This window comes from Actinoplanes sp. NPDC048967 (genome assembly GCF_040649415.1).
Classification (GTDB): Bacteria; Actinomycetota; Actinomycetes; order Mycobacteriales; family Micromonosporaceae; genus Actinoplanes.
This window is the reverse complement of record NZ_JBEZFL010000019.1, coordinates 16,274-37,595: the sequence shown is the minus strand read 5'-3', so window position 1 is coordinate 37,595 and position 21,322 is coordinate 16,274. Positions and strand designations below refer to the sequence as shown.

The window sequence follows — 21,322 nt, the reverse complement described above, 5'->3', positions numbered from 1 at the left end:
CGCGATGAGGTTCAACGTGCTGGGCCCGCTCGAAGCACTGTCCGCCGACGCTGTCGTGCCGCTCGGCGGTTTCAACCAACGAGCCACCCTCGGTGGACCCACGCAGATATCAAGCCTGACGAGCTGCGTGGGTCATCCCCGCCCCCAAGCCCAAACCGCAACCAAGCACGACAGGAACAAAGATCCCTAGGGCTGAGACTTGCTACGAGCCCGAATCCGAACCCCGAGAACGATCAGCACCAACCCAGCCACAGCGACGATAGGCCCGATGACGGCCCAGATAGTCACGCCGCTCATCACGCTACCGCCGAGCAGGTCGAGGCCCTGAGCCGTCCACAGCACGCCCAGCACCACCCCGAGCAGGCCCGCGGTCAGCCACGGCCAGCCCTTCATCGGCGTGCCCTCACCAGCGGTCATGGACCTGGGGGCGGATCAGCTCGTCGTAGACCGACCGGACCACCTCGTGGGCCTCGTCGCCCAGCGGCGCCAGCTCGGCCGCCGCCGCGTTGGCCCGGGCCTGCTCCGCGTTGCGGGCGCCGGGGATGACCACGGTGACCGCGGGCTGGTCGATGATCCAGCGCAGTGCGAACTGGGCCATGGTCGCGCCCGTCGGGACGTGCGGCAGCAGCCGCTGGACGGCCTGGAGGCCGGTGCCGAAGTCGACCCCGGAGAAGGTCTCGCCGACGTCGAAGGCCTCGCCGTGCCGGTTGTACGTGCGGTGGTCGTCCGCGCTGAACGTGGTGTGCTCGTCGTAGCGCCCGGACAGCAGGCCGCTGGCCAGTGGCACCCGGGCGATGATGCCGACGCCGGCCGCGGCCGCTGCGGGCAGCACCTGCTCCAGCGGCTTGAGGCGCAGCGCGTTCAGGATGATCTGGACGCTTGCGGTGCCCGGGCGGGCGATGGCGGCCAGCGCCTCGTCGACCTTCTCGACGCTGACGCCGTACGCCGCGATGCGCTTTTCCTGCACCAGGGTGTCCAGCGCGTCGTAGACCGCGTCGGTGGAGAACACCGGGGTGGGCGGGCAGTGCAGCTGCACCAGGTCGAGGGTGTCGACGCCCAGGTTGGTGCGGGAGCGGTCGGTCCAGGCCCGGAAGTTGTCCAGGGTGTAGTTGGCCGGCTCCTGGGCCACCCGGCGACCCATCTTGGTGGCCACGGTGAGCTGGGGCTTGTCCTTGATGAACCGGCCGATGACCTGCTCGCTGCGGCCGTCGCCGTAGACGTCCGCGGTGTCGATGAAGGTGACGCCGGCGTCGACCGCCGCGCCGAGGGTGGCGAGCGCGTCGTCCTCGCTCACGCTGCCCCAGTCGGCGCCGAGCTGCCAGGCGCCGAGTCCGATCACGCCGACGGTGCGCCCCATACGGGCGAAGCTGCGATTTTCCACGCGGCCGAGCCTAGCCCGCCGCTGGTACGCTGCAAAAAAGACGTACGTACGGTTTGGAGCATCGCCATGTGGGATCCCACCGTCTACCACCGCTTCGGTGACGAGCGCGCCCGCCCGTTCCACGACCTCGTCGCCCGGATCGGCGCGCCGCACCCGCGGACCGTCACCGACCTGGGCTGCGGACCCGGCGAGCTCACCGCGAACCTCGCGCGGCGCTGGCCGGACGCCCGGATCACCGGCCTGGACTCGTCGCCCGAGATGATCGCCAAGGCCCGTGCCCTCGACGCCGGCGTGGAGTTCGCGGTGGCTGACGTCGGCGAGTGGCAGCCCGGCCCGGACACCGACGTGGTCGTCACCAACGCGGTCCTGCAGTGGGTGCCGGAGCACCGCGCGTTGCTCGAGCGGTGGATCCGGGCCCTGCCGCCGGGCGCGTGGTTCGCCATGCAGGTCCCCGGCAACTTCGACGCCCCCTCACACCGCGCCCTGCGTGCGCTGGCCCGCAGCGCCCCCTACGCGGACATCGTCGGCGAGCTCGTCCGGGAGGCGCCGGTGGACGATGCCGTCGGCTATGCCGCGCTGCTCACCGGGGCCGGGGCCGCCGTGGACGCCTGGGAGACCACCTACCTCCACCTGCTGCCGGACACCGGGCCCGAGCATCCGGTGCTGCGCTGGATGGAGGGCACCGCGCTGCGGCCGGTGAAAGCCGCGCTGGACGATCCGGCGTGGCGCGAGTTCCGGGTCGCGCTCGGTGCGACGCTGGCGGCGGAATACCCTGCCCGCAACGGGTACGTGGCGTTCCCGTTCCGCCGGATCTTCGCGGTGGCGACCATCGCCTAGGGGGAGAAGTTGACCGATCTGACCGCCTTCATCGCCGGACTGCCCAAGGCCGAGCTGCACGTGCACCACGTCGGCTCGGCGTCGCCGCGGATCGTGGCCGAGCTGGCGGCCCGGCACGAGGGGGACACCCCGGTGCCGGCCGACCCGGGCGCCCTGGCCGACTACTTCGCGTTCCGCGACTTCGGCCACTTCATCGAGATCTACCTGAGCGTGGTCGACCTGATCCGCGACGACCAGGACGTCCGGACGCTGACCTACGAGGTGGCCCGCGAGCTCGCGCGCCAGCAGGTCCGCTACGCCGAGCTGACCGTGACGCCGTACTCGCACGTGCGGCGCGGCATCCCGGCGCCGGCGTTCTGCGCGGCCATCGAGGACGCCCGGGCCGGCGCCGCCGCCGACTTCGGGGTCGACCTGCGCTGGTGCTTCGACATCCCCGGGGAGGCCGGGCTGGCCGCGGCCGAGGAGACGCTGCGGATCGCGCTCGACGAGCAGCCCGCCGGCCTGATCAGCTTCGGCCTCGGCGGTCCCGAGGTGGGTGTGCCCCGGCCGCAGTTCAAGCCGTACTTCGACAAGGCCCGCGCGGCCGGGCTGCACAGCGTGCCGCACGCGGGCGAGACCACCGGGCCGGAGACCATCTGGGACGCGCTGCGCGACCTCGGCGCCGAACGGATCGGGCACGGCATCGCCGCCGCCCGGGACCCGCAGCTGATGGCCTACCTGGCCGAGCACGAGATCCCGCTGGAGGTCTGCCCGACCTCCAACGTACGGACCCGGGCCGTGCCCGCCATCGACGAGCACCCGCTGCCGGCCCTGGTCGCCGCCGGGGTGCCGGTCACGATCAACTCCGACGACCCGCCGATGTTCGGCACCACCCTGGAAGAGGAGTACGCGGTGGCCGCCCGGCTGCTCGGCCTCGACGCCGCCGGGGTGGCCGGCCTCGCCCGCGCCGCCGTGCAGGCGTCGTTCCTGGCCCCGGCCGGCAAGTCAGCGCTGCTGGCCGAGATCGACGACTACGCCGCCGACCGGTAGGTGGGTGGTCAGAAGCCGGGGGAGCGGAAGCCCGCGTAGAGCGGCTCCTGCCACAGCGCCAGCACGGCGAGGATCCCCAGCACCAGGACCGTCACGATCCGGACGACCCGGCGCCGGTTGAACCGGCCCGGGTCCTCGTCCGGCTCCAGCTCCGGATCGGTGCGTACGTCGGTGTCCAGCATCGTCACTCCTCTTCGCCCGGAACTCAGCCGGGAACCGCCGTCCAACTCTGGTGCCGGGCCTGCTCCGGCTGTTGCAGGACGAGCAGCCGGGAAGCGCCGAAACGCTGGCTGCCCACGCCGGCGACCAGGCCACCGGCGGTGGTGCGCAGGCTGAAGCCGTAGTCCGTGGCGAACAGCGACCACCGGCCGCTGCCGGCCGAGGTGCAGTCGCCCTGCACGAGCGGCGCACCGGCCACCGGGTTGCCGTCCAGCGGGATCACGCACTTGCCGGTCGCCCGCGACTGCAGGGAGAACGCGCCGGCCGCGGCCGGGACCAGCTTCCACTGCTGCTGCGAGTCGCCGTCCGGGCCGCCGAGCGCCACCGGGGTGCCGTTGGCCGTCCGGGCGGCGTACAGGTCCGCCGCGCCGCCGGTGAGCGAGTTGGTCAGGACGAACCACGTGTTCGCGGCGGGCCGGGCCGCGGGGGCCGACTGGGCGGTCCCCTTGGCCAGGTAGCCGTTCGTGCTGCGGATCGCGACCTGGTACTTGGCGTCGGGGCGCAGGCCGATCAGCTTGGCCCGGGTGGCCACGGTGGTGGCGATCTTCACGCCGTCCACCTCGACGTCGTAGCCGGCCTTGGGCCCGGCGGCGCTCCAGGTGAGCCGTACGGAGGTGCTGTTGGGCTCGCGCACCTCGAGGACCGCCTGCACGCCCGGAGCCGCTGCCGGGGTGGTGGGGACCGCCGGCGGGGCAGCCGTGGTCGGGTCCGCCGCGGGAGCACCGGTCGTGGGGGCCGGGACACCGGGCGCGGTCGCGCCGGGCTCGGCGCCGGGCGGCACCGCGTCGCCACCGCCGTCGGAGGCGTCACCGCCGGTGGCGGTCGGCTCCGGAGCCTTCGGCCCCTCGGGAGCCGCCGTGCCGGGGGTCGCCCGCGGGGTCGCGTCAGGCTCGGCCGGTACGGCGTTCGGCGCGTCCGGGATGTCGTCGCCGCCGTCGCTGCGCAGCAGGAACTCGCTCTGCGCCACGTTCCAGTTGTCCGCCAGGTAGCTCTTCGGCTTCGGGTTCGTGTTGAAGTAGTCGTCGTGGCCGCAGTCGAGGCGGTCCTCGTGCTTCTTCGGGCAGACCGTACGCAGGGCGGTGTCCGAGCGGTCCTTGTTGCACATCAGGTCGTAGTCGTCGGTGCAGCTGCCGGCGCCGGTGGAGTTCGGCGAGTCCTGCAGCCGGGCGCCGAGCATCTGGGTCACCTCGCGCGCCGCCACCACCGAGCTCCAGCAGCCCGCGTCGACCCGGCCGTACGACGGCCCGCCGTTGTTGCGGTTGCCCAGCCCCGGCCGCTTGTCGGCGACGAAGGTGCCGATGCCGCAGTACACGTTCGTGTCCGCGAAGATCAGGTATTTGCGGTCGGTGCGGTTGTAACCGAGCGTCTGCAGCGCGTCGATGTTGCCGGTGAACGACTCCAGCGCCGCCTCGGGCACCTGGACCTCGGCGACGTCGACCCGGCACTGCGGCGTGGTCACGAAGCGCACGTGGCGCGAGCCGCCGGTCTCGGCCGCGCTGGCGTCGAAGATCTGGTCGACGCCGGCGGACCAGGTGCGCATCGAGCCGAGGAAGTCGGCGTAGCGGCTCGGGGTGCCGAACTCGTGCAGGTAGAGCACCTGGACCCGCTTGCCGGTGCGCCCGTCGCCCTCGCAGGCCACGTCGTGCGTACCCATGACGAAGTCGGCCTCTCCGGGAGCCGCGTCCGGGATCAGCGCCGGGGCGCCGGGCGACAGGGCGGAGCCGCCCTGGTCGCGGACGATCTCGGCGTCCGGGGGCACGGATGCCGCCTCGCGGGCCGGGTCGGCGGGCTCGGGCACCTTGGCCGTCACCGGGGCGACGTCGCGGGTGACCTTCAGGCCGGCCGGGGCCGGGTCGGGGCCGTGGGTGCAGGTCTCCTCGTCGAGCTCGTACACACCCGCGCAGAGCGAGTCCTTGTCACCCGGCTTGAGCCCGAAGTAGACCAGGCCGAGGCCGGGGTTGTCGGCCGGCCGGGCGGCGTAGGTGATCCGCTCGCCGTCCTGGCCGTCGCCGTCACCGGTCCAGCCGCCGCCGACCACGCTCGGTCCGACCACGCCGCCGATGCCGAGCATCGCGACGCCCAGCAGCACCGGCAGCAGCCGGTGCGGGCGGGGAGTGGCACGCCGGCGTCCGCGGTCGGCGGGAGCCCGCCGGCGCGAGGACGGCGCCTCCCCACGCGGCGCGGGACGTCGGTGGGTGGACAAACCATCTCCTCGTACTGCGGGGGCGCGGTGGGAGGGGGTTATGGGGTGACCACCTCCCACCGCGAGGTGGCCTGCCGGATCCGTGGTGTGGGGTTGTGCGTTGGGCTGCGGACCGGCCGGCCGGATGGGATCGGGGTAGAGCGTGCCAGCCCGGGAGCGCCAGGGGAACGCCTTTAATGCAGATCTAAGCAATCGTTGTACCGTCCGGGTTGTTTCAAGGGGCACGGTGCGACGCGGCCGTTTTCTACGCGTCATCTGTGCGTTGATGCGGCCACTTGCGCTTCACCGGATCCCGTTCCCGGGCCAGCCGGCCGACCAGGCCGAAACGGTTCACCTGTTTCGGTGCGGCCTCGGCGTCGGCCAGCAGCATGACGACGCTGGCCCCGCCCATCGCGGCCCGGTCCAGGCTCACCGAGCCGCCGGTGGCCTGGGCCGCCCGCCGCGCGATGTCCAGGCCCAGGCCGGTCGAGCCCTGTTCGCTCTCGCCGCGGCGCAGGGCCTTCTCCGGGTCGTCGATGCCCGGCCCCGCGTCGTCGACCCGCAGCGCGACCCAGCCGTCGCGGCGGCTGATGCCCACCTCGAACGCGGTGCCCTGCGGGGTGTAGCGGAAGACGTTGCCGAGCACGGCGTCCAGGGCCGCGGCCAGCTCGGCCCGGGCCACCGGCACCGGGATGCGCAGGTGCGCGCCGACCACCCGGTACTGGCGGTCCTGGTCGCCGGCCAGCGCGGACCAGAAGACCATCCGGTCGCGGACCACCTCGCTGGCGTCGCAGAGCCCCTCCTCGGGCGCGGCGACCTGGGCGGCGACGGCCTGCCGGGTGGTGTTGATCAGCTGGTCGACCTCGCCCTCGAGGGTCACGATGGCCTGCCGGATGCGCCGGATCCCGCGCCGGCGGTCGAGCTCGGCCGCGGAGAACTCACCGATGTGGGTGTCGTCGGGGTCCAGGGCCTCGGCGTCCAGGCGCAGCACGGTCAGCGGGGTGCGCAGCCGGTGCGACAGGTCGGCGACCAGCTCCCGCTCGCTGGTGCGGGAGGTGACCAGGCGGTCGGCCATGCGGTTGAACGCGTACCCGGCCTCGGCCAGCTCGCGCGGGCCGGAGGGCTGGATGCGCACGCCGAGGTCGCCGCCGCCGACGGCCATCGCCGCGTGCACCAGGTTGCGCACCGAGGCCACCGCGCCGCGGGCCAGCCGGTCGACCACGATCACCGAGCCGAGCACCAGCCCGAGCATGATGCCGAGCAGGATCCACCAGTCCCGGGCCGTGCCCGCGCCGAGCTCCTCGTCGCTGACGAAGGCCTCGACCACCGAGGTCTTGTCGCCGGCGCGGACCGGCTCGAGCCGGACCAGCCCGTTCTCGGCCTCGATGACCAGCGCCTCGGTGCCCTTGGCGGCGTCCAGCACGTCGTCGGCGCCGGCCCGGGTGGTGCCCACGGTGTCCGGCGGGTGCACGACGAGCCCGCCGCCGGCGCTCTTGACCGCGGCGTCGACGTTCTTCTTGTTCGCGCCGGCGGCGATGGCGCCGGCGACCAGCGCGCTGCGCTGCTCGGCCGTGGACATGGCCTGGTCACGGTGGTCCTCACGCAGCTCCCAGCCCAGCGGGACGAGGAACGCGAGGGCGGCGATGGCGGTGGTGGCGGCGCTGACGTAGGCCAGCCGCGCCCTCAGTCCGGCGCCACCAACCGGAATCCGACCCCCCGCACGGTGCGCAGGTAGCGAGGCTTCGCCGCGGATTCGCCCAGTTTCCGACGTAGCCAGTACAGATGCACGTCGATCGTCTGGTCCTCGCCGACTGACGGCTGTCGCCATACCTCCTCCAACAGCTCACGGCGCGACACGACCCGGCCCGGGCGGGCGGCCAGGTACGCCAGCAGGTCGAATTCCTTGCGGGTCAGCGCCAGCGGCTGGTCGGCCAGGCTGGCACTGCGTTCGCCGACGTCCACCCGCAGCTCGCCGACCTCGTGCACGGCGGGCTGGGCGGTCCGGCTGGCCCGGCCGACGCGGCGCAGCACCGTGGTGATCCGCGCGTCGAGGTGGGCACCGGTGAACGGCTTGACCATGTAGTCGTCGGCCCCGGCGCGCAGCAGCCGCACCACGGTCTGCTCGTCGTCGCGGGCGGTGGCGATGATGATCGGGACGTCGGTGATGCCGCGCAGCATGCGCAGCGCGTCCGAGCCGTCGAGGTCGGGCAGGCCCAGGTCGAGCACCACCAGATCGGGGGTCTCGGCGGCCACCCGGCGCAGGGCGTCCAGGGCCGTGCCGACGGCGTGCACGGCGTGCCCCCGATCGGCCAGCGACCGGAGCATGGCGCCGCGCACGACGTGATCGTCCTCGACGAGCAACACCGTGGCCATGCAGAGAAGGTACTGCCCTTGGCAAGCCACGCCGAATCCGTCATCCAGAGGCAGCCGTCGATCACTGAGAGTCACCGGAAACCGGACGCTATAGGATGGCGCGTACCGATGACCTTCACACTCTTTCCCGACGCACGTCTTGCCCTCGCCGCTGACAGCCTGGCCGGTCTCTCGGTCGGTGACGCGCTCGGCGCCCAGTATTTCGTCCCCGGCCAGCACGCCGCGGACCTGTCCCGGGGCCACCTGCCCACCCCGCCGTGGCCGTGGACCGACGACACCGAGGAAGCCTGCTGCCTGGTCGCCGCCCTGACCGCCAGTGACGAGCTCAGCCTCGACCGGGACCACTTCGCCGACCTGCTCGGCCGGCATTTCGACGCCTACCGCGGCTACGGGCCGGGGGCGGTGGTCATGCTCCGGCAGATCCGCGAGGGCACCCCGTGGCCGATCGCGGCCGCGGCTGCCTTCGACGGTCAGGGCTCAGCCGGCAACGGTGCCGCGATGCGGGCCGCCCCGATCGGTGCCTGGCACGCCGACTCATTGGCCCATGCCGCGGCCCAGGGCGCCAGGGCGGCCGAGGTCACCCACGCCCACCCCGAGGGCATCGCCGGCGGGGTGGCGGTCACTGTCGCGGCGGCGATCGCGGCGGCGGCCCGCCTCGACGGTCACCGGCCCGAGCCGGCGCAGTTCCTGGCGGCCGTCGCGGGCTGGGTCGCCCCGGGACACGTACGGGACGGTCTGGAACGGGCCCAGCGTCTCATCGACCCGGCGGAGGCCGCGTACGAGCTCGGCACCGGATCGAGGTCGACGGCGCCGGACTCGGTGCCGTTCGCCGTCTGGGTGGCCGCCCGGCATCTCGGCGACTATCCGGCCGCGATCACCGCCTGCGTCACGGCGGGCGGGGACGTGGACACCACCGCCGCGATGGCCGGGGGCGTCGTCGCCGCGTACACCGGGGTGGACGGGATCCCGGCGGCGTGGCTGGCGGCGCGCGAGGAGCTGCCCGACTGGGTGACCGCGTCGCGCGAAGCATGACCGGAGCGACCTACTAGCATCGTGCTCGACCCCGTTTTCACGCAAAGGAGAACCACTGTGTCTGCACCCCGTACCCCCGCCGAGGGCTTGGTCGTCCCGGCCGGGACGACGGCGGCCGACGCGGTGGCCGCCGCGGGCCTGCCCGCCGCCGGTCCGAAGGCGATCGTGGTCGTCCGCGACCCGGCCGGCCGGCTGCGCGACCTGGACTGGGCTCCCGAGCTGGACACCGAGGTCAGCCCGGTGCCGCTGGACTCGCCGGACGGGCTCAACGTGCTGCGCCACTCGACCGCGCACGTGCTCGCCCAGGCCGTGCAGGACGTCTTCCCGGAGGCCAAGCTCGGCATCGGGCCGCCGATCGAGAACGGCTTCTACTACGACTTCGACGTGGCCAAGCCGTTCCAGCCGGACGACCTGGCCAGGCTCGAGAAGCGGATGCAGGAGATCGTCAAGTCGGGCCAGACGTTCCGGCGCCGCGAGTACGGATCGCTCGACGAGGCCAAGGTGGAGCTGGCGAACGAGCCGTACAAGCTCGAGCTGGTCGACATCAAGGGTGAGGTCGACGCCGACGAGGTCATGGAGGTCGGCGCCGGCGAGCTCACCCACTACGACAACATCGACAAGGACGGCAAGCGCGTCTGGGGTGACCTGTGCCGCGGTCCGCACCTGCCGTCGACCCGGCTGATCGGCGCGTTCAAGCTGATGCGCTCGGCCGCCGCGTACTGGCGGGGCAGTGAGAAGAACCCGCAGCTCCAGCGGGTCTACGGCACCGCGTGGCCGACCCGCGACGAGCTGAAGGCGTACCTGAAGCTGCTGGAGGAGGCCGCCCGCCGCGACCATCGCAAGCTGGGCGCCGACCTGGACCTGTTCTCCTTCCCCGACGAGATCGGTTCCGGTCTCGCGGTGTTCCACCCCAAGGGCGGCATCATCCGCCGGGAGATGGAGAACTACTCGCGCCTCAAGCACGAGGAGGCCGGCTACGCCTTCGTGAACACCCCGCACATCACCAAGGGCAACCTGTTCGAGACCTCCGGCCACCTCGGCTGGTACGCCGACGGCATGTTCCCGCCCATGGAGATGGAGGGCGCGAACTACTACCTGAAGCCGATGAACTGCCCCTTCCACGACCTGATCTTCCGGAGCCGGGGCCGGTCCTACCGCGAGCTGCCGCTGCGCATGTTCGAGTTCGGCACCGTCTACCGCTACGAGAAGTCCGGCGTGGTGCACGGCCTCACCCGGGTGCGCGGCATGACCCAGGACGACGCCCACATCTTCTGCACCGAGGAGCAGATGGCGGGCGAGCTGAAGTCCCTGCTGCGCTTCGTCCTCGACCTGCTGAAGGACTACGGGCTGGACGACTTCTACCTGGAGCTGTCCACCCGCAACCCGGAGAAGTCGGTCGGCACCGACGAGAACTGGGAGCGGGCCACCGAGGCGCTGCGCCAGGCCGCCGTGGAGTCCGGCCTGGACCTGGTGCCGGACCCGGGCGGCGCGGCGTTCTACGGTCCGAAGATCAGCGTGCAGGTCAAGGACGCGATCGGCCGCACCTGGCAGATGTCGACCATCCAGGTGGACTTCAACCTGCCGGAGCTGTTCGAGCTGGAGTATTCGGCGGCCAGCGGCGGCCGGGAGCGGCCGGTCATGATCCACCGGGCGCTGTTCGGCTCGATCGAGCGCTTCTTCGGCGTGCTGACCGAGCACTACGCGGGCGCTTTCCCGGCCTGGCTGGCGCCGGTACAGGTGGTCGGCATCCCGATCCGCGACGACCACGCCGACTACCTCGGCGAGTTCGTCGCCCGGCTCCGCAAGGAGGGCATCCGGGCCGAGGTCGACTACTCCGACGACCGGATGCAGAAGAAGATCCGCACCGCGCAGCAGCAGAAGATCCCGTTCATGGCGATCGCCGGCGACGACGACGTGAACGGCGGCACCGTGTCGTTCCGCTACCGCGACGGCTCCCAGCGCAACGGCGTGCCGCTCGACGAGGCGGTCGCGCACGTGGTCGAGATCGTGCGCAGCCGGGTCAACTCCGGGCCGTCCGCGGCCTGAGACATCCCCGCGTCTCCTGGGTCCCGCGTCAGGTCAGCGGCGGGATCCAGGAGTCCGGGTCGGCGCAGTCGCCGATGGTGAGCTCACCGATCAGCGCGTCCAGCTCGCGCCGGGGGAAGAGCGACTCCACCGTGACGACGCAGTGCTCGGCCTCCACGATCAGCCGGCCGCGGGGCTCGTACCAGGCCGGCAGCTTGCCGACCTGGGTCCGGCCGGTCAGCGCCGCGCGCTCGCGTTCCCAGTTCGCGTCCCGGGCGGCGGTCAGCACGGCGACCTCCAGGCCGCCCGGCAGTCCGTTGTAGACGGCCGCGCCCGAGGGCGCGCGGGAGCCGGTGCTGAAACCGACGGCCGTCTGTCCCCGGTCGATCCGGTGGTCCGGTGACCGGAGGTAGGTCAGCTCCAGGCCCTTGGGCATCCGGACGCCGAGGCGCAGCGGCAGCCGCAGATCGCGCGGCGAGCCGAGGGTGATCGCGGCGGCGAGCCGGAGCAGGTCCGTCCGGGTGATCTTGTCCTTGGCCCGGGAGGTGTCGGCGTAGACCACGATCCACGTGCCCGACGGGTCCCGCCGGCCCACCGCCGGCGTCTGCCACGGTTCGGTCTCCCCGACGGTGTGCCCGGCGAAGGAGAACGCTTTCAGGTAACGGAAGTCGTCGATCTGCTCGGCGCCGCGGAACTGGCTCTCGTCCAGCGTGCCCGGCGAGAAGGCGGTCACCTCACCGCCGTACGTGCCGTCGGGGCTGCTGCCCAGCCCGAGGTTCTGCACGGTGAGGGTCTGCCGGTCGCCGTCGGTGACGCTGGCGGTGACCACGTAGCCGGACGTCTCGTCCACGTCGAGGGTGACCTGCCAGGGGCGGCGGCCGAGGGCGGCCGGCGCGGCACCCGGTGCGGCCGGCTCGTCGTCGCCGGTGCTCAGGGCGACCACGGTCGTCACCGTCACGCCGACCACCAGCACCGCCACGATCAGGCTCACCAGAACACCGCGACGGTGCCGGATATGCGTCCCACGCATGGTCGTCCACCTCACTCGATCGCCGACACTCTATGACGGATGTCGATGTCCGGCGCGCACCGGGCGGGCACCGGCCTCGCTGACTAGGGTGGGAGCGTGAGTGACGCAGGGGAGCGGGACGGTCTCGACCGGCTCTGGACACCGCACCGGATGGCCTACATCTCGGGCGCGGACCGGCCCGAGGGCGGCTACGAGGCGCCGGCCGGCTGCCCGTTCTGCGTGGCGCCCGGGCTCGACGAGGGGGAGAGCCTCGTGGTGGCCCGCGGGGAGCTGGTCTTCGCGGTGCTCAATCTGTATCCGTACAACCCGGGTCATCTGCTGGTGTGCCCGTACCGGCACGTCGCCGACTACACCGAGCTGACCGACGCCGAGACCGTCGAGCTGGCCGCTTTCACCCAGCGGGCGATGCGGGTCATCCGGCGGGCGAGCAGCCCGCACGGCTTCAACCTGGGGATGAACCAGGGCGCGGTGGCCGGGGCCGGGATCGCGGCGCACCTGCACCAGCACGTGGTGCCGCGGTGGGGCGGCGACGGTAACTTCATGCCGGTGATCGGCCGGACCAAGGTGCTGCCGCAGCTGCTCGGCGACACCCGGGCGCTACTGCTGAAAGCCTGGGGCGAGGCTTAGGGCCCGGACCCCGGCGGCGATCTGCTCCGCGGACGGCGCGCGGGCCGGGTCGGTCAGCCACTGGGTCAGCACGCCGGACATCAGGGCCATCGCGACCGCGCCGGTCGTGCGTACCGTCTGCTCGTCGATCGTCTCCTCCTCCCGGCCGGTGAGGATCGCGGCCAGGCCGCGCCGCCCCTGTTCGATGCCCTCGGCGAGCTGGGCCTTGAGCTCGGGGGAGTGCTCGCTCTGCAGCATCGCCTCGATGCTGGCCAGCCACAGCTCGCGGTGGCTGAGGATGCTGCCGATGACCCGCTGCCAGTAGCGCACCAGCGGGTCCGCCGACTCGTCGCCGCCGGCGGTGGCCAGCGCCAGCCCGACCGCGTCGCCCCAGTCCTCGATCGCGCTGAGCATGGCCGCCTGCATCAGGGCCTGGGTGGAGCCGTAGTGGTAGCCGATCGAGCCGAGGTTGGTCCCCGACGCCGCCACGATGTCACGGGCGGTGGTTCGCGCGTAGCCCTTCTCGAAGAGGCAGCGCTTGGCGCCGGCCAGCAGATCCGCACGGTGTCCCATGGCCGCCATCCTAAGTTCTATACAAACGTATAAGACGTTTGTATAGTAGCGGTCATGACCTCTCGCGACGTACTCATCTCCGGCGCCGGCCTCGCCGGCCCCGCCCTGGCCCACCAACTGCACCGGTACGGCTTCCGTCCCACGGTCGTCGAGCGGGCCCCGGCCCTGCGCGACGGCGGCTACAAGGTCGACATCCGCGGCGCTGCCGCCGACGTCCTCAAGCGCATGGGCCTCTACCAGGCGGCGCGGTCGGCCGACACCGGCATGCGCCACGTGACCTACGTCCGGCGCGACGGCCGGCAGATCGCCAAGCTCGACGCCGACCTGCTGATGGGCCGGCGCGGCGACGACCTCGAGGTCATGCGCACCGACCTGACCCGGATCCTGTACGACGCCACCGCCGCCGACGTGGAGTACGTCTTCGGCGACGCGATCGCCACGATGACCGACGGTCCCGACGGCATCGACGTCACCTTCACCAGCGGGGCCACCCGCCGGTTCGCCCTGGTCGTGGGCGCGGACGGGGTGCACTCGGCCACCCGGCGCCTGGCCATGGGGGAGGTGCCGCTGCGCTACCTGGGCGCGCACATCGCGATCTTCGACGTGCCCAACGAGCTGGGCCTGGACCGCGAGGAGATCTTCTACACCGAGCCGGGCCGGATGGTCTTCGCCTACAGCACCGGCGGCGCCGCACCGGCCAAGGTCGGCCTGGTCTTCGGCGCGGACGAGCCGGTGCTGGGCCGGGAGGTGCTGGCGGACCGGTTCGCCGGCCTGGGCTGGCAGGTCCCGCGCTTCCTCGACCTGCTGCGCGGCACCGACGACGTCTACTTCGACGCGCTGAACCAGGTCGAGCTGCCGCGCTACTCCGCCGGCCGGGTCGTAATGCTCGGCGACGCCGCGCACTGCCCGTCGCCGGCGGCCGGCCAGGGCACCAGCATGGCCCTGGTCGGGGCCTACCTGCTGGCCGGCGAGCTGGCCGCGGCGGCCGGTGACCACCGGGCCGCCTTCGACCGGTACGAGGCCAGGCTGCGCCCGTACGTGGACCGCAACCTGGCCTTCGGCGTCAAGATGGCCGGCGACATGGTCCCGGGCGGCCGGCTCTCCCTGGCGGTGCGCAACTACGGCATGCGCACGCTGAAGTACCACCCGCTCAAGCGGCAGATCATCGAGCGCGTCACCCGGCCGCTGCACGACGCGGCCAACGCCATCGAGCTGCCGTCCTACCCGATGGCGCCGGTCGCGTGACCGCTGCTATCGGCTCGCGTGCTCCTTGCGGATGGCGTCGGCCAGGTGCGCCGGCATCGGCTCGTGCCGGGCGTAGGTGCGGCTGAAGGTGCCCGCGCCCGAGGTGAGCGCGCGCAGCTCGACCGCGTAGCGGACCAGCTCGGTGGCCGGCACCTCGGCCCGGACCAGGCTGCGGTCGCCGTCCTCGGTCACCTCGGTGCCCAGCGGCCGGCCCCGGCGCCCGGACAGGTCACTCATCACCGCGCCGACATAGCTGTCCGGCACCCGCACCACGATCTCGTCGACCGGCTCCAGCAGCGTCACCTGACCCTGCTCGGCGGCGGTCCGCAGAGCCAGCGCCCCGGCCGTCTGGAACGCGGCGTCGGAGGAGTCGACGCTGTGCGCCTTGCCGTCCACCAGCGTCACCCGCAGGTCGATCACGGGGTAACCGGCGACGATGCCCCGTTCGAGCTGGGCGCGTACGCCCTTCTCCACCGACGGGATGTAGTTGTGCGGCACCGCGCCGCCCACGACCTTGTCCACGAACTCGAAACCACTGCCGCGCGGCAGCGGCTCGACCTTGATCGAGCAGACGGCGTACTGGCCGTGGCCGCCGGACTGCTTGACGTGCCGGCCGTGACCCTGGGCCGGGGCGCTGAAGGTCTCGCGCAGGGACACCTTCACCGGCTCGGTGTCCAGCTCCACACCGCCGGCGCGCAGCCGTTCGAGGACCACGTCGGCGTGCGACTCGCCCATGCACCACAGCACCTGCTGGTGGGTGTCGGGGTTGCGTTCCAGCCGCAGCGTGGGGTCGCCGGCGACGAGCCGGGCCAGATTCTTGGCCAGGGCGTCCTCGTCGGAACGGGTCTTGGCGACCACCGCGATCGGCAGCAGCGGCTCCGGCATGCTCCACGGCTCCATGAGCAGCGGCTGATCCTTGGCCGAGATGGTGTCACCGGTCTCGGCGCTGCCCGACTTGGTGATCGCGCAGATGTCCCCGGCGACGCAGGCGCTCACCTCACGCAACTGCGCGCCCAGCGGGGAGTAGACGTGCGCGATCCGCTCGTCGGCGTCGTGGTCGGGGTGCCCCCGCTCGGTGAGGCCGTGCCCGGAGACGTGCACGGTCAGCTCGGGGCGCAGCGTGCCGGAGAAGACCCGGACCAGCGAGACCCGGCCGACGTGCCGGTCGATCGTCGTCTTGACCACCTCGGCCACCAGCGGGCCGTCCGGGTCGCAGGCCAGCGGCGGACGGGGACTGCCGTCCACCCCGGTGACCACCGGCAGGTCGTGCTCCAGGGGTGACGGCGCGGCGCTGACCAGGCCGTCGAGCAGGGCGTCCAGGCCGACCCCGGTCGCGGCGCAGACCGGGATGACCGGGTAGAAGGTGCCCCGGGCCACGGCCTTCTCCAGATCCGGGATCAGCGTGTCGGTGCTGATCAGCTCGCCGGCGACGTACCGGTCCATCAGGGTCTCGTCCTCGCTCTCGGCGATGATCCCCTCGATGAGCAGGTCCCGGTCGTCCTTGATGGGCAGCAGGTGCTCGCGCTCGGCCTCCCCGGCCCGCGGCGGATAGCCGGCCGAGTAGTCCAGCACCTTCAGGGTGACCAGGCCCAGCAGGCCGGCGATGGAAGCGCCGTCGTCACCCAGCATGGGCTGGTAGATCGGCATGACGTTCTCGCCGAACGCCTCCTGACACTCCTGCAACGTGCCCTCGTAGTCGGCGCGCGGATGGTCGAGCCGGGTGATCGTCACGGCCCGCGGCATGCCGATCGCGGCGCACTCCTCCCACAGGGCGACGGTCGCCTCGTCCACGCCGTCGACCGCCGAGACCACGAAGACGGCGGCGTCCGCGGCCCGCAGGCCGGCGCGCAGCTCACCCACGAAGTCGGCGTAGCCGGGGGTGTCGAGCAGGTTGATCTTCACTCCTTCGTGCACCAGCGGCGCGCACGAGAGGGAGACGGACCGCTGCTGGCGTACGGCCGCAGGGTCGTGGTCGGTCACCGTGGTGCCGTCCGCCACCGTGCCCGTACGCGAGATGGTGCCGGTCGCCGCGAGCAGCGCCTCGACCAGCGTTGTCTTGCCCGCGCCGGAGTGGCCCACCAGCACCACGTTGCGTACTCTGCCGGGCTCGGTCACCACCGGTGCGGTGAGCCCTTTCTCCTGGGTCTTCTGCGTCATGGTGACGCCCTCCTGTCGGCAGCCGCGGTCGGCGCCCATTCTCCCGACCCCGTCGGCTGCCGCGGGACCCGGGCGGGCATTCCTGGCTGTTACGCCCCCCGTCCTTGGATCTGACACCCGGCGCAGTCACTGCCGCAACCCTTTGTAGTCAGCAACCGGCCTTTGTGACGATCCGGCGACGCGTGACGCACGCCGTACCGGTTCTCCCCGGTCGCCGTTATGGTGGGACGGCCATGGCAAAGATCGTCAGCGTGCCCGCCCGCGCCCTCGTGTCGTACGTCCTCCATCCGACCGCCCGCCTCTTGCTGCGCCTCGGCGTCACCCCGAACGCGGTGACCGTCGCCGGCACCGTCGGCGTCCTGATCGGCGCCCTGGGCTTCGGCGCCCGCGGTGAGCTGTTCTGGGGCACCGTGATCGTCACCGCCAGCGCCCTCACCGACGCTCTCGACGGCACGATGGCCCGCCTGCGGGGACCGTCCGGCAAGTTCGGCGCCCTGCTGGACTCGTCGATGGACCGCATCGCCGACGCCGCGGTCTTCGGCGCCGTCGCCTACTACCTGGCCGGTGAGGGCAACCCGTACGGCGGCATGGTCGCCGCGCTGATCTCGCTCGCCTTCGGCCAGGTCGTCTCCTACGTCAAGGCCCGCGCGCAGAGCCTCGGCCTGGACGCCGACGTCGGCATCGCCGAGCGCCTCGAACGCCTGCTCATCGTGGGTGTCGGCGGTCTGCTGGGCGCCGCCGGGCTGGAGTGGGGCCTGCCGGCCGCGCTGTGGGTGCTGTCGGCGCTGTCGATCATCACGGTCTTCCAGCGGCTGATCCACGCGGCCAAGTCGGACGTGGTGCCCCCCGCCGTTCCGGAGGGTCCGGCGTGACCACCCGCCGTGATCAGCTGACCGAGCTGGGGTACGCCGCCGGCTGGCGGGTGACGCGGATGCTGCCGCTGCGCGCCGCCCGCGCCGTCTTCGACCGGGGCGCCGACCGTGCGGCCAAGGCCAACGGCCCGGGCACCCAGCGGCTGCGCCGCAACCTGCGCATGGTCGTCGGCCCCGACCTGCCCGAGGCCGAGCTCGACGAGCTGGTCCGGGCCGGGCTGCGCTCGTACGCCCGGTACTGGATGGAGGCCTTCCGGCTGCCGTCACAGAGCCGGGCGGACTTCCTGCGCGACTTCGACCTGGTCAACGCCGACGAGTTCCACCGCGTCCTGGGCGAGGGCAAGGGCGCGATCCTGGCGCTGCCGCACATGGCCAACTGGGACGCGGCCGCCGCCTGGGTCGTCTCGCACGACTACCGGCTGGTCACGGTCATGGAGCGGCTCAAGCCCGAGGGGCTGTTCGAGCGCTTCATCGCGTACCGCGAGAAGCTCGGCATGGAGGTCCTCCCGCTCACCGGCGGCCGGCGGCCACCGCTGGACGTGCTCGCCGAAAAGGCCACCCAGGGGTACGCGGTGCCGCTGCTCGCCGACCGTGACCTGTCCGCCCGCGGCATCGAGGTGCGGTTCTTCGGCGGCCGCACCCGGATGCCGGCCGGTCCCGCGATCCTGGCCCTGCGCACGGGCGCCCCGCTGTACGCGGCCGACCTGTGGTTCACCCCGACCGGTTCGCTGGGCCGGATCCGCCGCATCGAACTGCCCGAACCGGACGAGGGCGCCCTCGACGTCCGCGTCAAGATCACCACCCAGCGGCTGGCCGACGCGTTCGAGCTGGGCATCGCCGAGCACCCGCAGGACTGGCACATGCTGCAGAAACTGTGGCTCGACCAGAGCGCCCGGGTCTGAGGGGCGGGGCAGCGTGCAGATCGGGATCGTCTCGCCGTACTCGTTCGACGTGCCGGGCGGCGTGCAGAACCACATCGTCGACCTCGCCGAGGCCCTGATCACGCTCGGGCACGAGGTCAGCGTGCTGGCGCCGGCGGACGAGGATGCGGAGCTGCCGCCGTACGTGGTGGCGGCGGGGCGGGCGATGCCGCTGCCGTACAACGGCTCGGTGGCCCGGATCGCTTTCGGCCCGGTGTCGACCGCGCGGGTGCGCCGCTGGCTGGCCCGCGGCCAGTTCGACGTGCTGCACGTGCACGAACCGCTCACGCTGAGCCTGTCGCTGCTGGCAGTGCTGTCCGCCCGCGGCCCGGTCGTGGCCACCTTCCACACCGCGATGGTCCGCTCCCGCGCGCTGGCCGCGGCCCAGGGCTTCCTCCAGCCGGTGGTCGAGAAGATCACCGCCCGCATCGCGGTCAGCGAGCTGGCCCGCAAGGTGCAGGTCGAGCACATCGGCGGCGGCGCGGTGGAGATCCCCAACGGGGTGGCGGTGGCCAAGTTCGCCACCGCGCAGCCCCTGCCGGGCCGGCCGGGCGAGGGCGGCACGCTGGGCTTCCTGGGCCGCTTCACCGAGTCGCGCAAGGGCTTCGAGCTGCTGCGTACGGCGTTCGTCACGCTCGCCCGGCAACGGCCCGGCCTGCGCCTGCTGGTGGCCGGCCCCGGTGACCGCGGCGACCTGTACGACGGCATCCCGGCCGACCTGCACCCCCGGGTCGAGTTCCTGGGCCTGGTCAGCGAGGCCGACAAGGCCCGGATGCTGCGCAGCGTGGACATCTACGTGGCCCCGAACACGGGCGGCGAGTCCTTCGGCATGATCCTCACCGAGGCGATGGCGGCCGGCGCGACAATCGCGGCGAGTGACCTCGACGCGTTCCGCCGGGTCCTGGACGGCGGCCGGGCCGGGGCGCTCTTCCCGACCGGCGACAGCGAGGCACTGACGGCGGTGCTGGCCGAACTGCTGGACGACCCGCAACGCCGGACCCTGCTGGCCGAGTGCGCCCGCGAGGTCGTGAAGACCTTTGACTGGCCCAGCGTAGCCAACCGTGTACTGGAGGTATACGCGACGGCGATCGAGGCTACGGACGGTCGCGTTTTTGACGAAGAGTGGGCCGAACCACGCTCCGGGACGTAACTCTCCGACACAAAACGGCACTACGATGCCCCGCATGTGGTGGGTCATGGGTGCGCTCGCGGTGGCGGCTGTGCTGTCGGCGTACCTCGCCTGGACGGCCCACCGCGTCGAACGGGTCCACGTCCGCGCCGCCTCAGCAACCCGCGCCCTGGACGCCCACCTGCTCCGCCGAGCGGCCGCCGCGGCCGTGGTGGCGGAAGACACCGACTTCGTCGAGCTGTACGCGGCGGCGCGCCTGGCCCTCGACGCGGAGCCCGACGAACGCGAGGCAGCGGAGAACGACCTGACCCGCCAGCTGCAGGCGGTCCGGCTGACCGGCACCGACCCGGCGACCCGCACCCTGGTGGCAACGAGCCGCCGGGTGGTGCTGGCCCGTCAGGTGCACACCGACCTGGTCCGCGACGCGCTCACCGCCCGCAGGCGGCCGCTGGTCCGCCTGCTCCGGATGGCCCGGCACTACGAACGCCCCCGCTACTTCGACATCGTCGAACCGCACCTCCCGGAGCCACTGACGGTGACGCAGCGCCCGGCCCCGGAGCCGCCCGTCCCGGTCTCGACTTGAGCTTTCTCGGCCCCTGAACCGAACGGCAACCGTGGCGCGCCCGTTCTGCGCTCCCCGGCTTCGTCAGGGTCCCGAAGGGGATGGCATGACGGACACGCAGATCGTTGAGCTGGGGCTGCAGGCCATGACCATCGCCGCGAAGATGTGCGCGCCGGTGCTGTTGACGGCGCTGCTGATCGGTTTTGCGATCTCGTTGTTCCAGTCGGTGACCCAGATCCAGGAGGCGACGCTGTCGTTCGTGCCGAAGGCTGTCGGGGTGGGTGCGGCGATCCTGTTCTCGGGTAACTGGATGCTGCACGAGATGGTCACCTTCACGACGCAGCTGTTCGAGAAGATCCCGACGCTGGTCGGCTGATCTCGCTCGCATCGCAGAAGGGCCGCCCATCGGGCGGCCCTTTTTGCGCGACCCGCACCGGTTTGTGTCGCGTGGTTCCGTGGGGCCGGTAGACCTTGGCAAGAACCGGCCCCTATAACGGCCAATTCTTACCAAGATCTCCCAGCCGATCCGAGCCGCTCTCGCCCCCGTCCCTCGCCCGCCGCTGGCGGGTGGAGCCGCCCCACCGCCCAAGCCGCCCCACCGCCCGAGCCGCGCTGCCACTGCGTCGGCCGAACCCGCTCAGCGCCGCCGCTCCACCAGCCCAGCCCGCCCCACCAGCCGAGAGCGCCCCACCACTTCGGGACTTTCATCTCTCCGCCACCCGCCAGTCGGGTGGCCGAGCCGCTCCAACTCAACCCACACCGTTCGCCGGCCGCCCCGCGCCGTGCCGCAGCCGCTCCGCATCCCAGCGCTCCAGCCCCACTGGTCCCGCCTCACCAGCTGTGTCTCGTCGAGCCTCCCTGGTCGGGGCCGCTCTGCCGCCCCAAGGTCCCCGCGAGCTGGGCCGCCTGGCCTCGTCAGCTGGGCCGTTCCGCCGCCCCGCCCTCCCGGGCGCTGGGCTGTTCCCGGTCCGCCAGCTGAGCGACCCCGTCACCTTGCCGATTTGGCCGCTCCGTCAGCTCTGCCCCTCTGCCACCTGGGCCGCCCCTCCGGTCCGCCGCCCCTCCGGTCCGCCGCCCCTCCGGTCCGCCGCCCCTCCGGTCCGCCGCCCCTCCGGTCCGCCGCCCCTCCGGTCCGCCGCCCCTCCGGTCC

The 21,322-nt window shown here is 72.6% G+C and carries 20 protein-coding genes; 11 read left to right on the top strand and 9 right to left on the bottom strand.

What is annotated here, in order from left to right:
- Positions 1-186: 186 nt before the first annotated feature.
- Positions 187-417 carry a hypothetical protein gene (locus tag AB0C12_RS44005; protein ID WP_360557206.1) on the bottom strand — a complete coding sequence of 77 codons (231 nt, stop codon included), beginning with the start codon at positions 415-417 and terminating at the stop codon, positions 187-189.
- On the bottom strand, positions 404-1,381 hold the full coding sequence (locus tag AB0C12_RS44000) for an aldo/keto reductase (RefSeq protein WP_360557204.1): 978 nt from the start codon (positions 1,379-1,381) through the stop codon (positions 404-406). The genes AB0C12_RS44005 and AB0C12_RS44000 overlap by 14 nt, the downstream gene beginning before the upstream one ends.
- A 66-nt stretch (positions 1,382-1,447) precedes the next feature.
- Here AB0C12_RS44000 and AB0C12_RS43995 point away from each other — a divergent pair, with 66 nt between their 5' ends.
- Positions 1,448-2,218: a trans-aconitate 2-methyltransferase gene (locus tag AB0C12_RS43995; RefSeq protein ID WP_360557202.1), complete on the top strand. Its 771-nt coding sequence runs from the start codon at positions 1,448-1,450 to the stop codon at positions 2,216-2,218.
- Positions 2,219-2,227: 9 nt separating this feature from the next.
- Complete coding sequence (locus tag AB0C12_RS43990; RefSeq protein ID WP_360557200.1) at positions 2,228-3,247, top strand: adenosine deaminase; 1,020 nt, start codon at positions 2,228-2,230, stop codon at positions 3,245-3,247.
- Positions 3,248-3,255: 8 nt separating this feature from the next.
- On the opposite strand, the gene AB0C12_RS43985 is transcribed toward AB0C12_RS43990, so the two are convergent.
- From AB0C12_RS43985 to AB0C12_RS43970, 4 genes are all read right to left on the bottom strand, one after another.
- Positions 3,256-3,429 carry a hypothetical protein gene (locus AB0C12_RS43985; RefSeq protein WP_360557198.1) on the bottom strand — a complete coding sequence of 58 codons (174 nt, stop codon included), beginning with the start codon at positions 3,427-3,429 and terminating at the stop codon, positions 3,256-3,258.
- Positions 3,430-3,452: 23 nt separating this feature from the next.
- Positions 3,453-5,669 carry an RICIN domain-containing protein gene (locus AB0C12_RS43980; RefSeq protein ID WP_360557196.1) on the bottom strand — a complete coding sequence of 739 codons (2,217 nt, stop codon included), beginning with the start codon at positions 5,667-5,669 and terminating at the stop codon, positions 3,453-3,455.
- Positions 5,670-5,913: 244 nt separating this feature from the next.
- Positions 5,914-7,227: a HAMP domain-containing sensor histidine kinase gene (locus tag AB0C12_RS43975; RefSeq protein WP_360557195.1), complete on the bottom strand. Its 1,314-nt coding sequence runs from the start codon at positions 7,225-7,227 to the stop codon at positions 5,914-5,916.
- A gap of 104 nt (positions 7,228-7,331) precedes the next feature.
- Positions 7,332-8,021: a response regulator transcription factor gene (locus tag AB0C12_RS43970; RefSeq protein WP_203766725.1), complete on the bottom strand. Its 690-nt coding sequence runs from the start codon at positions 8,019-8,021 to the stop codon at positions 7,332-7,334.
- Positions 8,022-8,129: 108 nt separating this feature from the next.
- Here AB0C12_RS43970 and AB0C12_RS43965 point away from each other — a divergent pair, with 108 nt between their 5' ends.
- The gene (locus AB0C12_RS43965) at positions 8,130-9,053 is read left to right on the top strand and encodes an ADP-ribosylglycohydrolase family protein (RefSeq protein ID WP_360557194.1); all 924 of its coding nucleotides are present in this window, start codon (positions 8,130-8,132) and stop codon (positions 9,051-9,053) included.
- A 57-nt stretch (positions 9,054-9,110) separates the two neighbouring features.
- Positions 9,111-11,099 carry a threonine--tRNA ligase gene (gene thrS, locus AB0C12_RS43960; protein ID WP_360557193.1) on the top strand — a complete coding sequence of 663 codons (1,989 nt, stop codon included), beginning with the start codon at positions 9,111-9,113 and terminating at the stop codon, positions 11,097-11,099.
- A 28-nt stretch (positions 11,100-11,127) separates the two neighbouring features.
- On the opposite strand, the gene AB0C12_RS43955 is transcribed toward thrS, so the two are convergent.
- A complete protein-coding gene (locus tag AB0C12_RS43955) occupies positions 11,128-12,108 on the bottom strand; it encodes a hypothetical protein (protein ID WP_360557191.1) in 981 nt (326 codons plus the stop codon).
- Between the two features lie 150 nt (positions 12,109-12,258).
- On the opposite strand from AB0C12_RS43955, the gene AB0C12_RS43950 reads away from it, so the two are divergent.
- Positions 12,259-12,735, top strand: a complete 477-nt coding sequence (locus AB0C12_RS43950) for an HIT domain-containing protein (RefSeq protein ID WP_360557209.1) — start codon at positions 12,259-12,261, stop codon at positions 12,733-12,735.
- On the opposite strand, the gene AB0C12_RS43945 is transcribed toward AB0C12_RS43950, so the two are convergent.
- Positions 12,706-13,287, bottom strand: coding sequence for a TetR/AcrR family transcriptional regulator (locus AB0C12_RS43945; RefSeq protein ID WP_360557190.1), 582 nt, complete (start codon positions 13,285-13,287; stop codon positions 12,706-12,708). The genes AB0C12_RS43950 and AB0C12_RS43945 overlap by 30 nt on opposite strands.
- A gap of 54 nt (positions 13,288-13,341) precedes the next feature.
- Between AB0C12_RS43945 and AB0C12_RS43940 the strand changes: the two genes are divergently transcribed.
- The gene (locus AB0C12_RS43940; RefSeq protein WP_360557188.1) at positions 13,342-14,532 is read left to right on the top strand and encodes an FAD-dependent monooxygenase; all 1,191 of its coding nucleotides are present in this window, start codon (positions 13,342-13,344) and stop codon (positions 14,530-14,532) included.
- Between the two features lie 6 nt (positions 14,533-14,538).
- On the opposite strand, the gene AB0C12_RS43935 is transcribed toward AB0C12_RS43940, so the two are convergent.
- Positions 14,539-16,689 carry an elongation factor G-like protein EF-G2 gene (locus AB0C12_RS43935; RefSeq protein ID WP_360557187.1) on the bottom strand — a complete coding sequence of 717 codons (2,151 nt, stop codon included), beginning with the start codon at positions 16,687-16,689 and terminating at the stop codon, positions 14,539-14,541.
- Positions 16,690-16,922: 233 nt separating this feature from the next.
- Between AB0C12_RS43935 and pgsA the strand changes: the two genes are divergently transcribed.
- The 5 genes from pgsA to fliQ all read left to right on the top strand — a co-directional run bounded on the left by pgsA (position 16,923) and on the right by fliQ (position 20,548).
- Positions 16,923-17,561, top strand: a complete 639-nt coding sequence (gene pgsA / locus AB0C12_RS43930; protein WP_360557186.1) for a phosphatidylinositol phosphate synthase — start codon at positions 16,923-16,925, stop codon at positions 17,559-17,561.
- Complete coding sequence (locus tag AB0C12_RS43925) at positions 17,558-18,463, top strand: phosphatidylinositol mannoside acyltransferase (RefSeq protein WP_360557185.1); 906 nt, start codon at positions 17,558-17,560, stop codon at positions 18,461-18,463. The genes pgsA and AB0C12_RS43925 overlap by 4 nt, the downstream gene beginning before the upstream one ends.
- Positions 18,464-18,476: 13 nt before the next feature.
- Complete coding sequence (locus tag AB0C12_RS43920; protein ID WP_360557183.1) at positions 18,477-19,631, top strand: glycosyltransferase family 4 protein; 1,155 nt, start codon at positions 18,477-18,479, stop codon at positions 19,629-19,631.
- 25 nt (positions 19,632-19,656) lie between these two features.
- Entirely contained in the window at positions 19,657-20,193 is a 537-nt protein-coding gene (locus AB0C12_RS43915) for a hypothetical protein (protein WP_360557181.1), read from the top strand.
- 85 nt (positions 20,194-20,278) lie between these two features.
- The gene (gene fliQ / locus AB0C12_RS43910; protein WP_212990639.1) at positions 20,279-20,548 is read left to right on the top strand and encodes a flagellar biosynthesis protein FliQ; all 270 of its coding nucleotides are present in this window, start codon (positions 20,279-20,281) and stop codon (positions 20,546-20,548) included.
- Positions 20,549-21,322: the final 774 nt, after the last annotated feature.

Bases quoted from the DNA above. Each gene is read 5' to 3' on its own strand.
- AB0C12_RS44005 (WP_360557206.1), bottom strand. From the start codon at position 417: ATGACCGCTGGTGAGGGCACGCCGATGAAGGGCTGGCCGTGGCTGACC.
- AB0C12_RS43995 (WP_360557202.1), top strand. From the start codon at position 1,448: ATGTGGGATCCCACCGTCTACCACCGCTTCGGTGACGAGCGCGCCCGC.
- AB0C12_RS43985 (WP_360557198.1), bottom strand. From the start codon at position 3,429: ATGCTGGACACCGACGTACGCACCGATCCGGAGCTGGAGCCGGACGAG.
- AB0C12_RS43975 (WP_360557195.1), bottom strand. From the start codon at position 7,227: ATGTCCACGGCCGAGCAGCGCAGCGCGCTGGTCGCCGGCGCCATCGCC.
- AB0C12_RS43970 (WP_203766725.1), bottom strand. From the start codon at position 8,021: ATGGCCACGGTGTTGCTCGTCGAGGACGATCACGTCGTGCGCGGCGCC.
- AB0C12_RS43965 (WP_360557194.1), top strand. From the start codon at position 8,130: ATGACCTTCACACTCTTTCCCGACGCACGTCTTGCCCTCGCCGCTGAC.
- AB0C12_RS43955 (WP_360557191.1), bottom strand. From the start codon at position 12,108: ATGCGTGGGACGCATATCCGGCACCGTCGCGGTGTTCTGGTGAGCCTG.
- AB0C12_RS43950 (WP_360557209.1), top strand. From the start codon at position 12,259: ATGGCCTACATCTCGGGCGCGGACCGGCCCGAGGGCGGCTACGAGGCG.
- AB0C12_RS43945 (WP_360557190.1), bottom strand. From the start codon at position 13,287: ATGGGACACCGTGCGGATCTGCTGGCCGGCGCCAAGCGCTGCCTCTTC.
- AB0C12_RS43940 (WP_360557188.1), top strand. From the start codon at position 13,342: ATGACCTCTCGCGACGTACTCATCTCCGGCGCCGGCCTCGCCGGCCCC.
- AB0C12_RS43935 (WP_360557187.1), bottom strand. From the start codon at position 16,689: ATGACGCAGAAGACCCAGGAGAAAGGGCTCACCGCACCGGTGGTGACC.
- pgsA (WP_360557186.1), top strand. From the start codon at position 16,923: ATGGCAAAGATCGTCAGCGTGCCCGCCCGCGCCCTCGTGTCGTACGTC.
- AB0C12_RS43915 (WP_360557181.1), top strand. From the start codon at position 19,657: ATGCCCCGCATGTGGTGGGTCATGGGTGCGCTCGCGGTGGCGGCTGTG.
- fliQ (WP_212990639.1), top strand. From the start codon at position 20,279: ATGACGGACACGCAGATCGTTGAGCTGGGGCTGCAGGCCATGACCATC.